Origin of the sequence: Photobacterium makurazakiensis, assembly GCF_050336715.1 — a bacterium.
Lineage (GTDB): Bacteria > Pseudomonadota > Gammaproteobacteria > Enterobacterales > Vibrionaceae > Photobacterium > Photobacterium makurazakiensis.
The window spans coordinates 20,488-35,969 of record NZ_JAKJSJ010000014.1 but is presented as its reverse complement, the minus strand read 5'-3'; the positions used below and the strand labels follow the sequence as shown (position 1 = coordinate 35,969).

The window sequence follows — 15,482 nt, the reverse complement described above, 5'->3', positions numbered from 1 at the left end:
TTCGACCTAATAAAAAAAGCGCCTAAGGGCGCTTTTTTTGTATCTGGTGACCCGTCCTACATAAGTACTTGCTCTGCCTTGATAACAGCAATTTTTCCAGCGTAATACTTAGATCGATTACTTATCCAGATTGGAATAAGAGAGCCGAAGCTCCCTTTTCTATGATTATCAGATCAATAGTTATCAAAAGTCGGGGTATACGCTATAGCTTAAATGTTCCAACCATGCCATCAAGGCGTTTAGATAGCTCACGCAGTGCTTGGCTGGCGCTTGCCAATTCGGTTGCAGTGTCAGCCGTACGCTGGGTGGTTTCGTTGATCTCTTCAATATTGCAGTTGATATCGGTCACCACTGTCGATTGCTCTTCAGTTGCGGTTGCCACTTGCGTATTCATATCGGAAATCAGAGTGATACGATCTGAAATTGAAATTAGTGCCCCAGATGCTTCATCGGCTGCAGACACCCCTTCATTACTCAATTGGCGACTGTGATCCATTGCGTTGACAGCATCACTGGCTTCCTCTTGTAAACGATTGATCATTGACTGGATTTCGTCAGTTGAGTCGGCGGTACGGCTTGCTAAGTTCCGTACTTCATCTGCAACCACTGCAAACCCTCGACCTTGCTCTCCGGCGCGAGCGGCTTCAATGGCGGCGTTTAATGCGAGTAGATTGGTTTGTTCCGAGATGCCGCGAATAACATCGAGAATACTGCCGATGGCTTGGGTGTTGTTGGCGAGGGAGCCAATGACTTCACTCACCTTTTCTACATCACTGGATAGTTGGTTAATCGTGTCACGAGCTTGGCCGACAACATGCTGGCCACTCTGGGTTTCTGATTCGGCATTATGTGCTGCTTCTGCGGCATAGGCGGCATTACTGGCTATTTCATTGACCGTTGCGCCCATTTCATTGATGGCGGTAACAACCTGAAGGGTACGGTCTCGTTGACTATGGCTGTTATCAAGCGTCGCTTGTGCTTGAGAAGCGACGGATTCAGCGGCTTCGCGTAGCGAGTTGCCGGTTTCCGCGACTTCTTTGACTGAGTAATGGATTTTACCAATAAAGCTGTTAAAGCCTGCTGATAGCTGCGCAATTTCATCATTGCCTTTAATGTCGATACGATGGCGCAGATCGCCATCGCCTTCACCCAAATCTTTGAAAATATGCGCTAGACGCTCGATTGGACGGGTAATATTGCTGCCGAGCCAGATTGCTAGTAAAACGAACAACACCGCAATCGCTGCAGTCCATAGCATGATTTGTTGACGGGCAGCGTTAAGTTCAGCAAAGGCCTCTTCAAGCGGCAACTCAGCTACCACGTACCAATCCATTGAGGGGATGTAAGTGGTGGCGATCAGTATTTCTTGGCCGTTTAAGTTAGCTTGAGCAACGTTAAAATCGCCTTTATATAGTAGCTTTTGGGCATATTCATAGCCATATATGGCCGCTAAGTCACGCTTACCCATAATGCTATTGTCTTTGTGGAGGCGGATCAGCCCATCACTATCAGCAAGGTAGACAAAACCGGTATCTTCAAGCTGGAATTGGTTTACAAAACGGACCATTTCATCCATGGATTTTGATAAGCCAGCCATGCCTTTACCATTGAGTTGTTGATAATTTATAAAAAGTTTTACATCGCCATTGGCTTCACGGAAGATACTCAATGATTGTGCTTGGCCACTTTGGGTAAAGCCATAGAACCAGCCATCTTGCTGTTGGTTAAGGCGACGAAGAAAACCATTTTGGTTCCAGTAATCCCCGGTAGAGCGGTCAGCGACAGAGGCATCAAAAAGGCGATATTGATTTTTAATGCCGTTCAGCTGTTGCGTGATTTGTGCTTCTTCTGCTGCAGTACGCTCTGGAGTATACATTTGAGTAATAAAGCGATTAGTCGCAAGTTGCTTGGCAGCTTCCTGCATCAGCGAGACTTCTTTATCAATGTTATTGCGGATTTGCATTAAAGTGGCAGGGAGTTCCGACTCCAGTAAGCGGTTCTCAACGACTTCTCTTGCTTGTTTTTGACTGATCACGCCAACGAGTAAGGTTGAAGCAAGTACTGCGATAACTATCGCTAGGATAAGCTTTTGCTTTATAGTGAATTGATTGAGCTTCATAATTCTTTTCTGCTAAAAATTAATAAATGAACGTGTTACCCGTTCTTGGATATATTCAGAATGACTCGACGATTGTCCCCAGCTCGAACCATTAGGTGGCTATGTTATCTGCCAAGCTATTGCATAACTTTAGTGAGAAAGATCACTTTTTTGCATTTAGTGGTGGTTATCAGCTCTGTTTCAGCGCCTGTATTTGCATCCGAAGCCCCCAAAATTGGTGTGGTACTCAGTGGCGGCGGGGCCAAAGGTGCTGCTCATGTTGGGGTATTAAAAGCACTTGAAGAGCTTCAGATCCCTGTCGATTATATTGTGGGTACCAGTATGGGGGCTTATGTTGGTGGCCTTTATGCCACCGGTATGAGTGCCAGCGAAATTGAAGCCTTACTCACCACGGTTAACTGGGAAGAGGGCTACAAAGATCGGGTTAAGCGGGGCGAGCGGCGAGTTCGTGATAAGCAACAGGAAGACCGATTTCAGTTTACGGGTGAAATTGGCTTTGATTTATTGCAATTAAAAGTGCCTCGCGGGTTTGTGCAGGGGCAGACCATGGGGGCAATTTTAAGATCAACGTCTGGTAATTTGTCTGTATTTAACAGCTTTGATCAATTAGCCATTCCTTTCCGCGCTGTGGCGACCGATATTGAGACGTTAACCCCGGTCATTATTGACCAAGGAGACTTGGCTGAAGCGATGCAAGCCAGTATGTCAATTCCAGGGTTGCTGCCGCCGATGGAGCTAGATGGCAAATTACTGGTTGATGGTGGGATCACCAATAACCTGCCCATTGATGTCGTTAAGGCGATGGGGGCTGATATTGTTATCGCGGTGGATATCAGCAATGATTTCAAAACACGGGATGAGCTGAATAATTATTTTTCGGTAATGGATCAGCTTACCGACTTCATGGTAAGGGATAACGCCGAACGTCAAATTACCGAGCTGACGGAACAAGACTTTTTGATTCGCCCAAATATTCGCGGGATCAAAACGACCGATTTTTCCCGTATGCCTTTGGCATTAGAAAGTGGTTATGTCCATACCTTAAACATGGAAGGTGGGCTTGCTTCGTTGGGCGGAGCATCCGTATTCCAAGCTTATATTGAGCGCAAGCAACAGCGTCGTCGTGGGCTACGCTACCTTGATGAGATCAAGATCGACAACATTACCTTAGTGAATAACACGACCTACTCTGATGATGTGTTATTGGGTCGGTTAGAGTTAGAAGCAGGTGATGAAATATCATCTGAAGAGCTGGCAGATAGTGTTCGTAGTCTGTACGCCCTCGATCGATTTGAGCGCGTGGATTATCGTATTGAGCATCAAGATGGTGAAAATAATATCTTGTTAGAGGTGAAAGAAAAAAGTTGGGGCCCTAACTTTATTGATTTGCGCTTCGCCATTGAAGATGATTTCGAGAACAGCACCGATTATTCGATGGGGCTGGCTTTCAATGTGACCGGATTAAGCCAGGCTGGCGCCGAGTGGCGGACAGAGCTGGAGTATGGCTCTGATAGCCGAATTGCGACTGGGCTTTATCTACCATTTATGACGAACCAAGAGTGGTTCAGTCTGTTATCTGCCGAATATAAAATTGCAGATAAAAACTTACCACTGCCAGATGATGAGCCGAGTTTAGAAAACCTTGATCTCTTTTTACCGGCAACGTACACCGATATTACTTTCGATGCTTCATTTGGCTGGCAACCCGAGCTGTGGCACGACTTCCGTGTCGGTGGACGTTATATTGTTGGTGAAACAGAAATCCAAGGGTTCTTCAATTTCGGTAAAGAGAAGCGTGAAAGTCAGGTGGCCTACATACGGTATAACCTCGATACCCTAGATGATTTTATGCTGCCTAAAAGCGGTAATTTCCTAGAGTTAGAATTCGCCATTTCTAATGACACGCTTCGCAGTTTAGGAGAAGAAGACGTAGACGTATCACTTCGCTACGATGCCATCTGGAAAGGTGCTCATACCATCGGGCGCCATACTTTGGTCGGGAAGGCGGAATATAACAGATTGGATTCTGGCCTTACTCGGGGACTAGAGCGGTTAGATCCAAATGAAATTGGTGGTTTCCTTAACCTTTCAGGTATTCCGAAGAATAGCCTCGCGGGAAATAATAAAATATTTACTGCCGGGATTTACCGTTATCACCTGACGGATACCGATTTTGGTTTGTTCAATTCATCTATCTACATTGGTGGCTCGATCGAATATGGCGGCGTGTATAACGATATAGATCTGAGCTTCGATGAAATACCGCTATATACCGCAGGTAGTTTATATACCGGGATCACCACGCCTTTCGGCCCTCTGCTTTTTGCTTATGGTCGAACAGAACAAGATAACCAGGCTTTTTATGTCTTCTTCGGTGGTGCTTTATAGAAAGCTTATCATCAGATAAATATGATTTTATGCGCATTTTGTGAATGTTGTAAAAGTCGGGCGGATTTTAATTTTAAGTTAAAAATGGTATGGTGTTTGAACGGTTTTGGTCTCCTTTGCCTTATTTTGGTTCGTGTTTGTGATGAATGAAGCAACAAATCGTGCTGATATAAGTGATAGGGGATCAATCACTTCCAAGGATGTTTAGTTAATAAAAGCTAAACCAAAAATGAGGAATATGTCGTGCTTGAAGCCTACCGTAAACACGTCGAAGAGCGTGCTGCAGAAGGAGTTGTCCCTCAGCCATTAAATGCTGAGCAGGTTGCTGCTCTCGTTGAGTTGTTAAAAACACCGCCAGCGGGTGAAGAATCTGTACTGCTTGATCTGTTAGAAAATCGTATTCCCCCAGGCGTAGACGAAGCCGCTTATGTTAAAGCGGGCTTTCTTGCTGCAATCACGACGGGTGAAGCCATTTCTCCTATCGTAAGTAAAGAAAAAGCAGCAGAACTGCTTGGCACCATGCAGGGTGGTTATAATATTGAACCACTTATCTCTCTGCTTGATGACGCTGAGCTTGCCCCAATCGCTGTAAAAGCACTATCGCATACCTTGCTGATGTTTGACTCTTTCTATGATGTTGAAGAAAAAGCAAAAGCAGGCAATGAATTTGCCAAGCAAGTGATCCAGTCTTGGGCTGATGCCGAGTGGTTCTTATCGAAACCTGAACTTGCAGAAAAAACCACGCTAACTGTCTTCAAAGTCACGGGTGAGACTAACACCGATGACTTATCGCCAGCACCTGATGCATGGTCTCGTCCTGATATTCCACTTCATGCTTTGGCGATGTTGAAAAATGAGCGTGAAGGTATTGAACCAGATCAACAAGGTTCTATTGGCCCGATCAAGCAAATTGATGCCCTGAAAGAGAAAGGCCATCAATTAGTTTACGTCGGTGATGTAGTCGGTACCGGCTCTTCGCGTAAATCAGCGACTAACTCTGTGTTGTGGTTCATGGGTGATGATATCCCGAATGTGCCTAACAAGCGTGCTGGTGGCTACGTACTTGGCGGTAAGATTGCGCCAATCTTCTTCAATACCATGGAAGATGCTGGGGCATTGCCAATTGAAGTTGATGTCACTGCGCTAAACATGGGTGACGTGATTGATGTTTACCCGTTCAAAGGTGAAGTTCGTCGCACGGATAGCAACGAAATTGTTTCAACGTTTGAGCTGAAAACTGACGTACTGATTGATGAAGTGCGTGCCGGTGGTCGTATTCCGTTAATCATTGGACGTGGTCTTACCGATCGCGCTCGTCAGTCACTAGGTCTTCCATCATCAGATGTCTTCCGTCGCCCAGTTGCGGTTGAAGATACAGGTAAGGGGTACACCTTAGCCCAGAAGATGGTTGGTAAAGCATGTGGTGTTGAAGGGGTTCGTCCTGGCACATATTGTGAGCCGAAAATGACCACGGTTGGCTCTCAAGATACGACTGGGCCGATGACCCGTGATGAGCTAAAAGACTTAGCTTGTTTGGGCTTCTCTGCTGAATTGACCATGCAGTCGTTCTGTCACACCTCGGCTTATCCTAAGCCTATCGATGTAAATACTCACCATACGTTGCCAGATTTCATTATGAACCGTGGTGGTGTATCGCTGCGTCCGGGCGATGGTGTTATCCACTCATGGCTTAACCGTATGCTACTGCCTGATACCGTGGGTACTGGTGGTGATTCACATACCCGTTTCCCGCTAGGTATTTCATTCCCAGCTGGCTCTGGCTTGGTGGCATTTGCTGCTGCAACTGGTGTGATGCCACTTGATATGCCGGAATCTATCCTTGTTCGTTTCAAAGGTGAGATGAAAGAAGGTATTACCTTGCGTGACTTGGTTCATGCCATTCCGTATTACGGTATCAAGCAAGGACTGTTAACGGTTGAAAAAGCAGGCAAGATCAACGAATTCTCAGGCCGAGTACTGGAAATCGAAGGTGTTGAGCACTTAAGTGTTGAGCAAGCCTTTGAGTTGTCTGATGCGTCTGCTGAGCGTAGTGCTGCGGGTTGTACGGTTAAGCTATCGCCAGAGTCGATTTCTGAATACCTCAGCTCAAACATTGTGATGCTTAAGTGGATGATCTCTGAAGGCTATGGCGATCGTCGTACGATTGAACGCCGTATTACTGCGATGGAAGAGTGGTTGGCTAACCCAGAATTGATGGAAGCCGATAATGACGCCGAATATACCCATGTGATCGAAATCGATTTGGCTGAGATTAATGAGCCAATTCTATGTGCGCCAAATGATCCAGATGACGCGCGCTTGCTATCTGATGTGCAGGGTACGCAGATTGATGAAGTGTTCATTGGTTCTTGTATGACCAACATTGGCCACTTCCGTGCGGCTGGTAAGTTGCTTGAGAAGTTTGGCGGCACTCTCGATACGCGTTTGTGGGTGGCTCCGCCAACCAAGATGGATAGAGATCAGCTAACCGAAGAAGGCTATTATAGTATTTTCGGTAAAGCTGGGGTACGTATCGAAACCCCTGGGTGTTCATTGTGTATGGGTAACCAGGCGCGTGTTGCAGATAAGGCGACGGTAATGTCGACTTCGACGCGTAACTTCCCGAACCGCTTAGGCACAGGGGCGAATGTTTATCTATCGTCTGCTGAGCTTGCTGCAGTCGGTGCGATCCTTGGTCGAATTCCGACTAAGGAAGAGTACCTCACGTACGCGAAGCAAATTGATGCGACAGCGGCAGATACTTACCGCTACCTCAATTTCCACCGTATGGATCAGTACACGAAAAAAGCAGATGATGTGATTGTTCAACAACCCGCATAAGCTTATCGATTGAACGTTTAAGTTGATCAAAAACGCCTCCAACTTGGAGGCGTTTTTTTTGGTTGATCTATGGCGATCGCTCAAGTGCTCAAGCCGTTTTAAGGTCCTGCTTTTGTTTGATGCGTTTTTTCAGCCAAAAGTGCTCCAGGCTAAGTCGTCCGCCACCTTGGATCATTAATGTTAGGTAAACCAACGAATAAATGAACGCGAGCTCTGCGCCAGCCCAACCTTTTAGCATGCCGATTGAATAAGCTGCAATGCCCATCGTAAATAGTAATACCAACGCACTTAGGCGTGTCATTGCACCCAGCAGTAAAGCGCTAGAACCCAGCACTTCTGCCAACATGGCAAGCACAAGGCTCGGGGTACTACCAATCCCAAGCGGGTCGATGAACGTAGGAGCCAGTTCACTAAAGTTCATTACTTTACCAATGCCGTGGGTCAGCATTGCGCCACCAATCGCAAGGCGAAGTAAGAGCAGTAATATATCTTCAAGTCGGTGTGAGCCATTACGGCCAGTAAGCAGAGAGAGTAATTTATTCATGGCTGCACTCCTGTGAGTTTCAGGGTTATAAGTGAATGATTCATCGCTTTAGCTAAACATAATTAGACGGTTGACGGGATGACTCTAACCTGAATATTGCGGATAAAAGTGAGCTGAAAGTAAAGATCGTGACATCGATCGAATGAAGCGCGGAAGGGATATGGCACAGATAAAAAAAGAGGCAGCAATGCTGCCTCTTTGATAACGACTTAATTCTGGACTAGCGTTTAGCCAACATCATTACTGCAGCCACATTGCGTGCGGTGGCTTGTACATTGAATGCAGCACCGTCAAGCGCATCTTGTAGCGTCATCGCACCTGAAACAACACTGAATGCGGCATCAATACCGTGATCATAAACCACGTTACAGTCATTCGACAGGCTACCGGCAATGCCGATCACCGGCACATCGAATTGCTTCGCGGTGCGGGCCACACCAATGGGGGTTTTGCCGTGGATGGTTTGGCTGTCAATACGGCCTTCACCGGTGATCACCAAGTCAGCATCAGCTACTATCTGTGCAAGGTTCACTGCATCCATCACAATCTCGATGCCTGGGCGTAAGCTGGCGTCGAGTAAGCCAAGCAATGCCGCACCAAGCCCACCAGCGGCACCGGCACCAGAGGTGTTTTTGATATCACGGCCTAGCTGAGACTTGATAAGCTCTGCGTAGTAGGCGAGATCGGCATCAAGTTGCTCAACCATTTCAGGTGTCGCCCCTTTTTGCGGGCCAAAGATATGTGACGCACCTTTCGGGCCACACAATGGGTTATCAACGTCACATGCAACTTCGAGTTTAATGTGGCTAAGGCGAGGGTCGACACCACTATTATCAATGGTTTTGATTTTAGCCAGTGCTTCGCCGCCAAAACCAACATCGTTACCATTTTCATCAAGCAGACGAATACCCAATGCTTGCGCCATGCCGATGCCACCGTCATTGGTTGCACTACCACCAATGCCAACAATGATATGCTCAACACCGTTATCGAGTGCAGCTTTGATCAACTCACCGGTACCAAATGTTGTGGTTTTTAGCGGGTTACGTAGTGCGGGTTCAACAAGGTGTAAACCAGACGCTGCCGCCATTTCAATGATTGCCGTTTTACCATGACCCATAAGGCCATAGAAACCGTCAACTTGCTCACCGAGGGGACCTGTTACGGCACACTCGACAATATCACCATTGGTAGCATCTACCAGTGATTGCACCGTACCTTCACCGCCGTCGGCCATTGGCAGTTTGATGTATTCGGCATCAGGTAGCACTTGGCTAAAGCCTGCTTCAATTGCGCTCGCCACTTCCATGGCTGTTAAACTTTCTTTGTACGAGTCTGGAGCAATAACAATTTTCATAGTTCTATTCCTTAAACGAAGAAGCCAAATACACCGAAGATAAGGGTTGAAACAACAGCAATTAATAAACCAACAGCAGATTCATAAGGGATTAACTTAAGACGTTCTTTGATATCCATGTGAACAGCACCACCCGTTGCATGGAAGAAGCTCCCGTGCGGCATGTGGTCAAGCACGGTTGCACCAGCATGGATCATTGCGGCACCTGCCAGTGCGGGTACACCTAACTCAAGGATGGTCGAGCTAAATACGCTGGCAGCAACAGCGGTACCCGCTGTCGTTGAAGCGGTCGCTAATGCCATCATTGAGCCAGAAATAGGTGCCAATAGGTATGAAGGCAAACCGGAAGCGGTAAGCATATCAATCAAGCCATCTTTCAGACCGGAGTTCGCGATGATCCCAGCGAGTGTACCTGTACCTAAGAGCATGACAGCAACGGGTGCCATTCGAGTCAGTCCAGATACGGCAAAATGGTTTGTGTCACGGAAACGGCCCATAACCATTGCTCCCACAAGGCCACCAAGTGGTAGGGCAATTAGAGGGTCGACATTGATATCCGCAATAGGGCGTAGCGCAAGTAATGCGATGGCAACCAATGGAGCAACGATAGCAGCCCCAAACTTTGGCAGGCGGCTATGATCGACGGCAACCACTTCGTGCTCTTGAACTTTACTTCCTTTGTTAACTAACTTCTTAGCAATGAAGTAGGCGAAAGCCATGCCAAACAGACCTGGAATAACACCAGCAGCCATAACCGAAGTTAGCGGGACATTGAATGCATCTGCAGCAGCAATTGCATTGGGGTTCGGGGACATGATGTTACCCGCTTTACCGCCGCCAACCATTGCCAGCAAAATGGCCATTTTGGAAAGATCGGCACGGCGGGCAATCGCCAGGGCAATGGGTGCAACTGTAATAACAGCAACATCAACAAACACACCGACAGCTGTCAGGATCATAGTGGCAACAGCCAGTGCCAATAATGCACGGGTTTCACCGACCTTTTTGACAATGGTTTCAGCGATGGACGTCGCGGCACCAGATTCAATCAACACACCAGCAAGTACACCTGCTGCAAGAATTCGCAGGACGGCAGTAACGATGCCTTGAGCACCGCCAATCATCAGGTTTACCGTGTCAGTGAGTGAGACACCACCGACAATCCCCCCGACAAGGGCACCAATGATCATACCATACGCTGGCGGGACTTTTTTAAGGATCAGGCTAATGGCCACTACAAGAGCAGCCAGTGCCCCCAGTGTTGATACTTCTACCATGTTTTTTATTCCAGAGATCAGAGAAAAAGGATACGTCAAAAAACTTTGCTGATATGGAATGTACTGCGACTCGCAGTGTTTAGCTTTAGGCGAGGCAACAAAAAGAAGTCACCACTGCGTGGCTATTTTGTGCAGGTGCACAATTTCTTGTTTTTCAGTTTAATTAATTAAGGCAAGGTACAAGCGAGTCTTGTCGCTTATGTTATTGAAATAAAGGCCGGTTTCTTGCTCTATACGGTCAAGGCGATAGCGGAGTGTATTACGGTGAACATGCAGCGATTCACACGTTTGAGCTAAGTCACAATTCTGCGCAAAATATGCCTGCAGCGTTTTCAATAGGGTGCCGCGCGGATCGCTCTGTTGTAATTGCACTAATGGTTGCTTTAATTGCTCGTAGCGCCACGGGTCTTGTCTTAGGCCGCTCAGCAACACAGGTAAGATGTGATCTTGGTAAAAAAGGACAGTATCATCGCTTGTTGTCGATTCTAACGTTGCTTTTGCGGTGTGATATGAACGAGCAAGTCCATGAAGTCCTGTGAAATATTCCCCCAGTGCTATTTTGATAGAGAAGTGACTTTCTTTTGCGACGCGGCGCATGAGTTTATTGACGCGCTTGAGTTCGAGTTCGCGTGACCAGCCTTCTTTCGTCAAGTGGATAGGCTTTAATACTACAATCTCATTCATTGAGACAGAGGTGATCCCGACCAGGTTGTCACGTTCAGGGTGCTCAAGTAAATGCACCATGCGCTGCAAGTGCTCAAGGGATAGGTTTTCACCTTTGGAAGGGATGACTTTTACGATAGCGGCAATACGAGGTTGGGTAAGATCCAGTGAGAGTTTCTGTGCAATGGATAGCAATTGTGACTCATTGAGCTCACTGCCACGGATCAACTGGAGAACCAATTCTTCTTGGTGGCGTTTATTCCATTGTATCTGTGACATAAGGGCTTCTTGTTCGACAATAAGCTCTGCTGTCATCTTGACCAGCTCACCGTAACTACGCACGTCAGTTGGGTCACCTGAGATCCCAACGACACCAATGGTTTGTTGCTTGAAGCGGATCGGAAGGTTAATGCCGGGTTTTACGCCTTTGAGTTGTAGGGCTGTCGCAGGGTCAATTTCAACCACTCGATTATCATTGAGAGCAAGAATTGCCCCCTCGTGCCGTTCATTGAGTCGAGAAGGATCACCAGAGCCAATGATACGACCGTATTCGTCCATGACATTGACGGAATGGTTAATGATTTTCATTGCACGCTCGACGATTTGTCGTGCGATAGTCCCATTGAGTTGCATTTCTATTTCAGATCCTGACAATGTGCGCTTCGCTTACGCTTATTACCGACAGTAATAGCATGTATCGAACCAGTTTATCACCATCGGGATCAGTATGTTCGGCATTAATCAAGAGGATAGCTATGGATTACGATTTTAAGAAAAATACCTTGGATGGTAGCTATCACGCCACGTTTTCAATGGGCCATGAGGCGTTGGGTCGCTGGCTGCTTGAAGAGATAGGCAAAAATTTTGAACGCATGGATGAGGTGATGTTCCAGCTTGGTGCACTTAAAAATAGCACACAAGAATGGCGCTTAATTGGCGATGAACTCACTTTGACCCTGCAAGATAATGAAGCGTTGATACAAGCTAATTTCTTGTTTTCACAAGACGATACTGAGCTGGAAGATGATTTTGATTTCTACGATGAAGAGTCTTTAGCACTGTGTGGCTTTGAGGATTTTGAGTTGGTATTGCAAGCTTGGCGGGCATTCGTTACGCGTTTTTAATTATTGGCGCGATCTAATCGAATAAATGCTTCCTTTTAGTGAAAGGGCTGCACCTTACTGGTGCAGCCCTTTTGCGTTTTTAAAGGGGGTTTTTGTTAACTCACTGAAAATAAAGAACTAAAAAAGTTGGCACGTTGCTTGTTTGTTAAATAACCATAACGGGAAGGAACTTCGTATATTGGGGAGCAGGCAATGAAACTAATCAACGCAATAATCAAACCATTCAAACTCGATGATGTTCGCGAAGCATTAGCGGATGTAGGGGTCGAAGGGATGACCGTTTCTGAAGTCAAAGGATTTGGTCGTCAGAAAGGCCATACCGAATTGTACCGAGGTGCAGAATATCAAGTGGACTTCCTGCCGAAGGTCAAACTAGAGATAGCGACGCAAGCTGACAACCTTGATGCCATTGTTGATGCGATTTCAAAAGCGGCACAAACCGGCAAAATTGGTGATGGCAAAATTTTTGTTTATGACCTAGACCATGCTGTACGTATTCGTACCGGTGAAACCGATTTAGAAGCTTTATAAGAATAAGATGAGTAGGGGATGAGATTATGGAATTAACAACAACCGTTACAGAGTTGCGCTATGCACTCGATACTTTTTTCTTTTTGATATCTGGCGCACTGGTAATGTGGATGGCAGCAGGCTTTGCCATGCTAGAAGCTGGTTTGGTTCGCTCGAAAAATACCACTGAAATCCTAACCAAGAACTTTTGTTTGTATGCCATCGCCTGTACCACGTATTTAGTGGTCGGTTATAACATTATGTATGTCGGTAATTCCGAAGGTGGTTGGCTACCGTCGATTGGTGCACTAATAGGCACGCAAGCTGAAGGTGCAGACCATTCACTTGAGTCAGACTTCTTCTTCCAAGTTGTATTTGTTGCAACAGCGATGTCTGTGGTTTCAGGTGCGGTAGCAGAGCGCATGAAGCTGTGGTCATTCCTACTCTTCTCGGTGGTACTAACGGCCTTTATCTATCCAATGGAAGGATACTGGACATGGGGTGGTGGTTTCCTATCAGAAGCTGGATTTAGTGACTTTGCAGGTTCTGGTATTGTTCACATGGCTGGTGCCGCAGCAGCGCTAGCAGGTGTGTTGCTACTGGGTGCTCGTCGAGGTAAATACGGCAAGAATGGTGAGATTTACCCTATCCAAGGTTCAAACATGCCACTTGCAACACTGGGTACCTTCATTCTATGGCTGGGTTGGTTCGGCTTTAATGGCGGCTCGCAGCTAATGCTTTCTGACTTTGAAAACGCAACTGCGGTTGGTCAAATCTTCTTGAATACTAATGCCGCCGCTGCTGCGGGTGCCATTGCAGCCTTAGCGGTATGTAAAACCACATGGGGCAAAGCAGATCTGACCATGATTTTGAATGGTGCGCTGGCAGGCTTGGTCGCAATTACTGCAGATCCTCTTTCACCTACGCCGCTAGCTGCTGTTGGTGTCGGTGTTATCGCTGGTGCCTTGGTTGTATTTAGTATCATCGGCCTAGACAAAATTAAAATTGATGACCCAGTAGGCGCAATCTCAGTACACGGTGTGTGTGGTTTCTTCGGCTTAATGGTCGTACCGTTTAGCAATGCTGATGCGACCTTTGGTGCTCAATTACTCGGTGCAGCGGTTATCTTTGCTTGGGTATTTGGTGCTAGCCTTGCTGTGTGGGCGGTATTGAAATACACCGTTGGTATCCGTGTAAACGAAGAAGAAGAGCTGGCTGGAATGGATTTACATGACTGTGGTATCGATGCTTACCCTGAGTTTGTAAGCGTGAAATAAGCATGTTAATCGACCAAGGAATACGTTGATTGTATTCATCATGTGATTAGGAAATTAGTAACATATATCTAGTTCACATCTTTTAATAAACGCCACTTCTTAGTGGCGTTTTTTTTCTTTTTCTTGTCTTTGCGCATTGTTTTACAGAGATGTCACAGTATAATTGCAGTGATATTGATAAGTGTTATCATTACAATTACATTTTGCGTTAAGGGAAGAATAATGAAAAAGCTGTTGGCATCGGCAATCCTATTTGGTCTGGCTGCTCCTCAAGCGGCTATGGCGGCTGAAGAAGTAAATGTTTACTCATACCGTCAGCCTTTCTTGGTTGAACCAATGTTCAAAGAGTTTACTCAAGAAACGGGCATTAAAGTAAACGTTATGTTTGCGAAAGACGGTTTAGCAGAAAAGCTTCAGCAAGAAGGTCAATACAGCCCAGCAGATGTCGTGCTAACAACAGATATTAGCCGTTTGGTTGAACTATCTGATAAAGGCTTAGTTCAAGCTGTTGATAGTAAAACGATTGACCAAAATGTACCAGCTCAATACCGTGACAATGAAGATGAGTGGTTCGCACTAACGTTACGTACGCGAAATGTTTACTCATCAAAAGATCGTATTGGTGCATTGCCGGCAGAGTTTGATTACATCGATCTCGCGAAACCTGAGTGGAAAGGTAAAATCTGTACACGTTCAGGTAAGCATGCATACAATATTTCGTTGGTTTCTTCGATGATCGCTCACTACGGCGAAGCAGAAACTAAAGAGTGGCTAGAAGGCTTCAAGGACAACCTTGCGCGTAAGCCACAAGGTAATGATCGCGCTCAGGTGAAAGCCGTTAAAGAAGGTTTATGTGATCTTGCAGTGGGTAACAGCTATTACCTAGGTAAGATGGTTAATGACGAGAAGCAGAAGTCTTGGGCTGAAGCGGTTGTGATTAACTTCCCTGGTCAAAAAGCCAATGGCACACACGTTAACGTCAGTGGTATGGCGATGGCTAAGTACGCACCGAACCAAGACAGCGCGCTGAAGTTAATGGAATTCCTAACGGGTGATACAGCACAACAAATGTATGCTGAAGTTAACTACGAATACCCAGTTAAAGAGGGTGTTAAGCGCTCTGAGCTAGTGGCATCATGGGGTGACTTCGATGCTGATGAGCTGTCTCTTGATAAAGTGGCAGAATATCACAGCACAGCAATCAAGCTTCTGGATGAAGTAAAGTTTGATCTATAAGTTTTTACAAAAAAAGGGGCTAAACGCCCCATTTTTTGTTTAAAGCCCAGTACTTTTTCCAATGAGTTGTGGTAGCTTCACTCCTTAATAATTAAAGGGTTTTTATTGTGCTTCTGGCATGGTAGTGAGGCTGTGGTTACACCGTC

At 46.2% G+C, this 15,482-nt stretch carries 11 protein-coding genes; 6 read left to right on the top strand and 5 right to left on the bottom strand.

Annotated features, from left to right (window positions below):
- Positions 1–202 precede the first annotated feature (202 nt).
- Positions 203–2,119: a methyl-accepting chemotaxis protein gene (locus L4D09_RS06725; protein ID WP_428456724.1), complete on the bottom strand. Its 1,917-nt coding sequence runs from the start codon at positions 2,117–2,119 to the stop codon at positions 203–205.
- Positions 2,120–2,251: 132 nt separating this feature from the next.
- Between L4D09_RS06725 and L4D09_RS06720 the strand changes: the two genes are divergently transcribed.
- Positions 2,252–4,507 carry a patatin-like phospholipase family protein gene (locus tag L4D09_RS06720; protein WP_428456723.1) on the top strand — a complete coding sequence of 752 codons (2,256 nt, stop codon included), beginning with the start codon at positions 2,252–2,254 and terminating at the stop codon, positions 4,505–4,507.
- Between the two features lie 243 nt (positions 4,508–4,750).
- A complete protein-coding gene (gene acnB / locus L4D09_RS06715) occupies positions 4,751–7,348 on the top strand; it encodes a bifunctional aconitate hydratase 2/2-methylisocitrate dehydratase (RefSeq protein WP_428456722.1) in 2,598 nt (865 codons plus the stop codon).
- Between the two features lie 88 nt (positions 7,349–7,436).
- On the opposite strand, the gene L4D09_RS06710 is transcribed toward acnB, so the two are convergent.
- From L4D09_RS06710 to L4D09_RS06695, 4 genes are all read right to left on the bottom strand, one after another.
- On the bottom strand, positions 7,437–7,892 hold the full coding sequence (locus tag L4D09_RS06710) for a DoxX family protein (RefSeq protein ID WP_428456721.1): 456 nt from the start codon (positions 7,890–7,892) through the stop codon (positions 7,437–7,439).
- Between the two features lie 220 nt (positions 7,893–8,112).
- Positions 8,113–9,249, bottom strand: a complete 1,137-nt coding sequence (locus L4D09_RS06705) for a glycerate kinase (RefSeq protein WP_428456720.1) — start codon at positions 9,247–9,249, stop codon at positions 8,113–8,115.
- Between the two features lie 11 nt (positions 9,250–9,260).
- Positions 9,261–10,526, bottom strand: coding sequence for a GntP family permease (locus tag L4D09_RS06700; RefSeq protein ID WP_428456719.1), 1,266 nt, complete (start codon positions 10,524–10,526; stop codon positions 9,261–9,263).
- 159 nt (positions 10,527–10,685) lie between these two features.
- Positions 10,686–11,822, bottom strand: coding sequence for a sugar diacid recognition domain-containing protein (locus tag L4D09_RS06695; RefSeq protein WP_428456718.1), 1,137 nt, complete (start codon positions 11,820–11,822; stop codon positions 10,686–10,688).
- Positions 11,823–11,944: 122 nt separating this feature from the next.
- Here L4D09_RS06695 and L4D09_RS06690 point away from each other — a divergent pair, with 122 nt between their 5' ends.
- The 4 genes from L4D09_RS06690 to L4D09_RS06675 all read left to right on the top strand — a co-directional run bounded on the left by L4D09_RS06690 (position 11,945) and on the right by L4D09_RS06675 (position 15,336).
- Positions 11,945–12,313: a YacL family protein gene (locus L4D09_RS06690; protein WP_428456717.1), complete on the top strand. Its 369-nt coding sequence runs from the start codon at positions 11,945–11,947 to the stop codon at positions 12,311–12,313.
- A 192-nt stretch (positions 12,314–12,505) separates the two neighbouring features.
- Positions 12,506–12,844 carry a P-II family nitrogen regulator gene (locus L4D09_RS06685; RefSeq protein WP_036832809.1) on the top strand — a complete coding sequence of 113 codons (339 nt, stop codon included), beginning with the start codon at positions 12,506–12,508 and terminating at the stop codon, positions 12,842–12,844.
- A gap of 26 nt (positions 12,845–12,870) precedes the next feature.
- Positions 12,871–14,100 (top strand): ammonium transporter, encoded by a 1,230-nt coding sequence (locus tag L4D09_RS06680; RefSeq protein WP_428456716.1) that lies wholly within the window; start codon positions 12,871–12,873, stop codon positions 14,098–14,100.
- 222 nt (positions 14,101–14,322) lie between these two features.
- Positions 14,323–15,336: a Fe(3+) ABC transporter substrate-binding protein gene (locus tag L4D09_RS06675; RefSeq protein ID WP_428456715.1), complete on the top strand. Its 1,014-nt coding sequence runs from the start codon at positions 14,323–14,325 to the stop codon at positions 15,334–15,336.
- Positions 15,337–15,482: the final 146 nt, after the last annotated feature.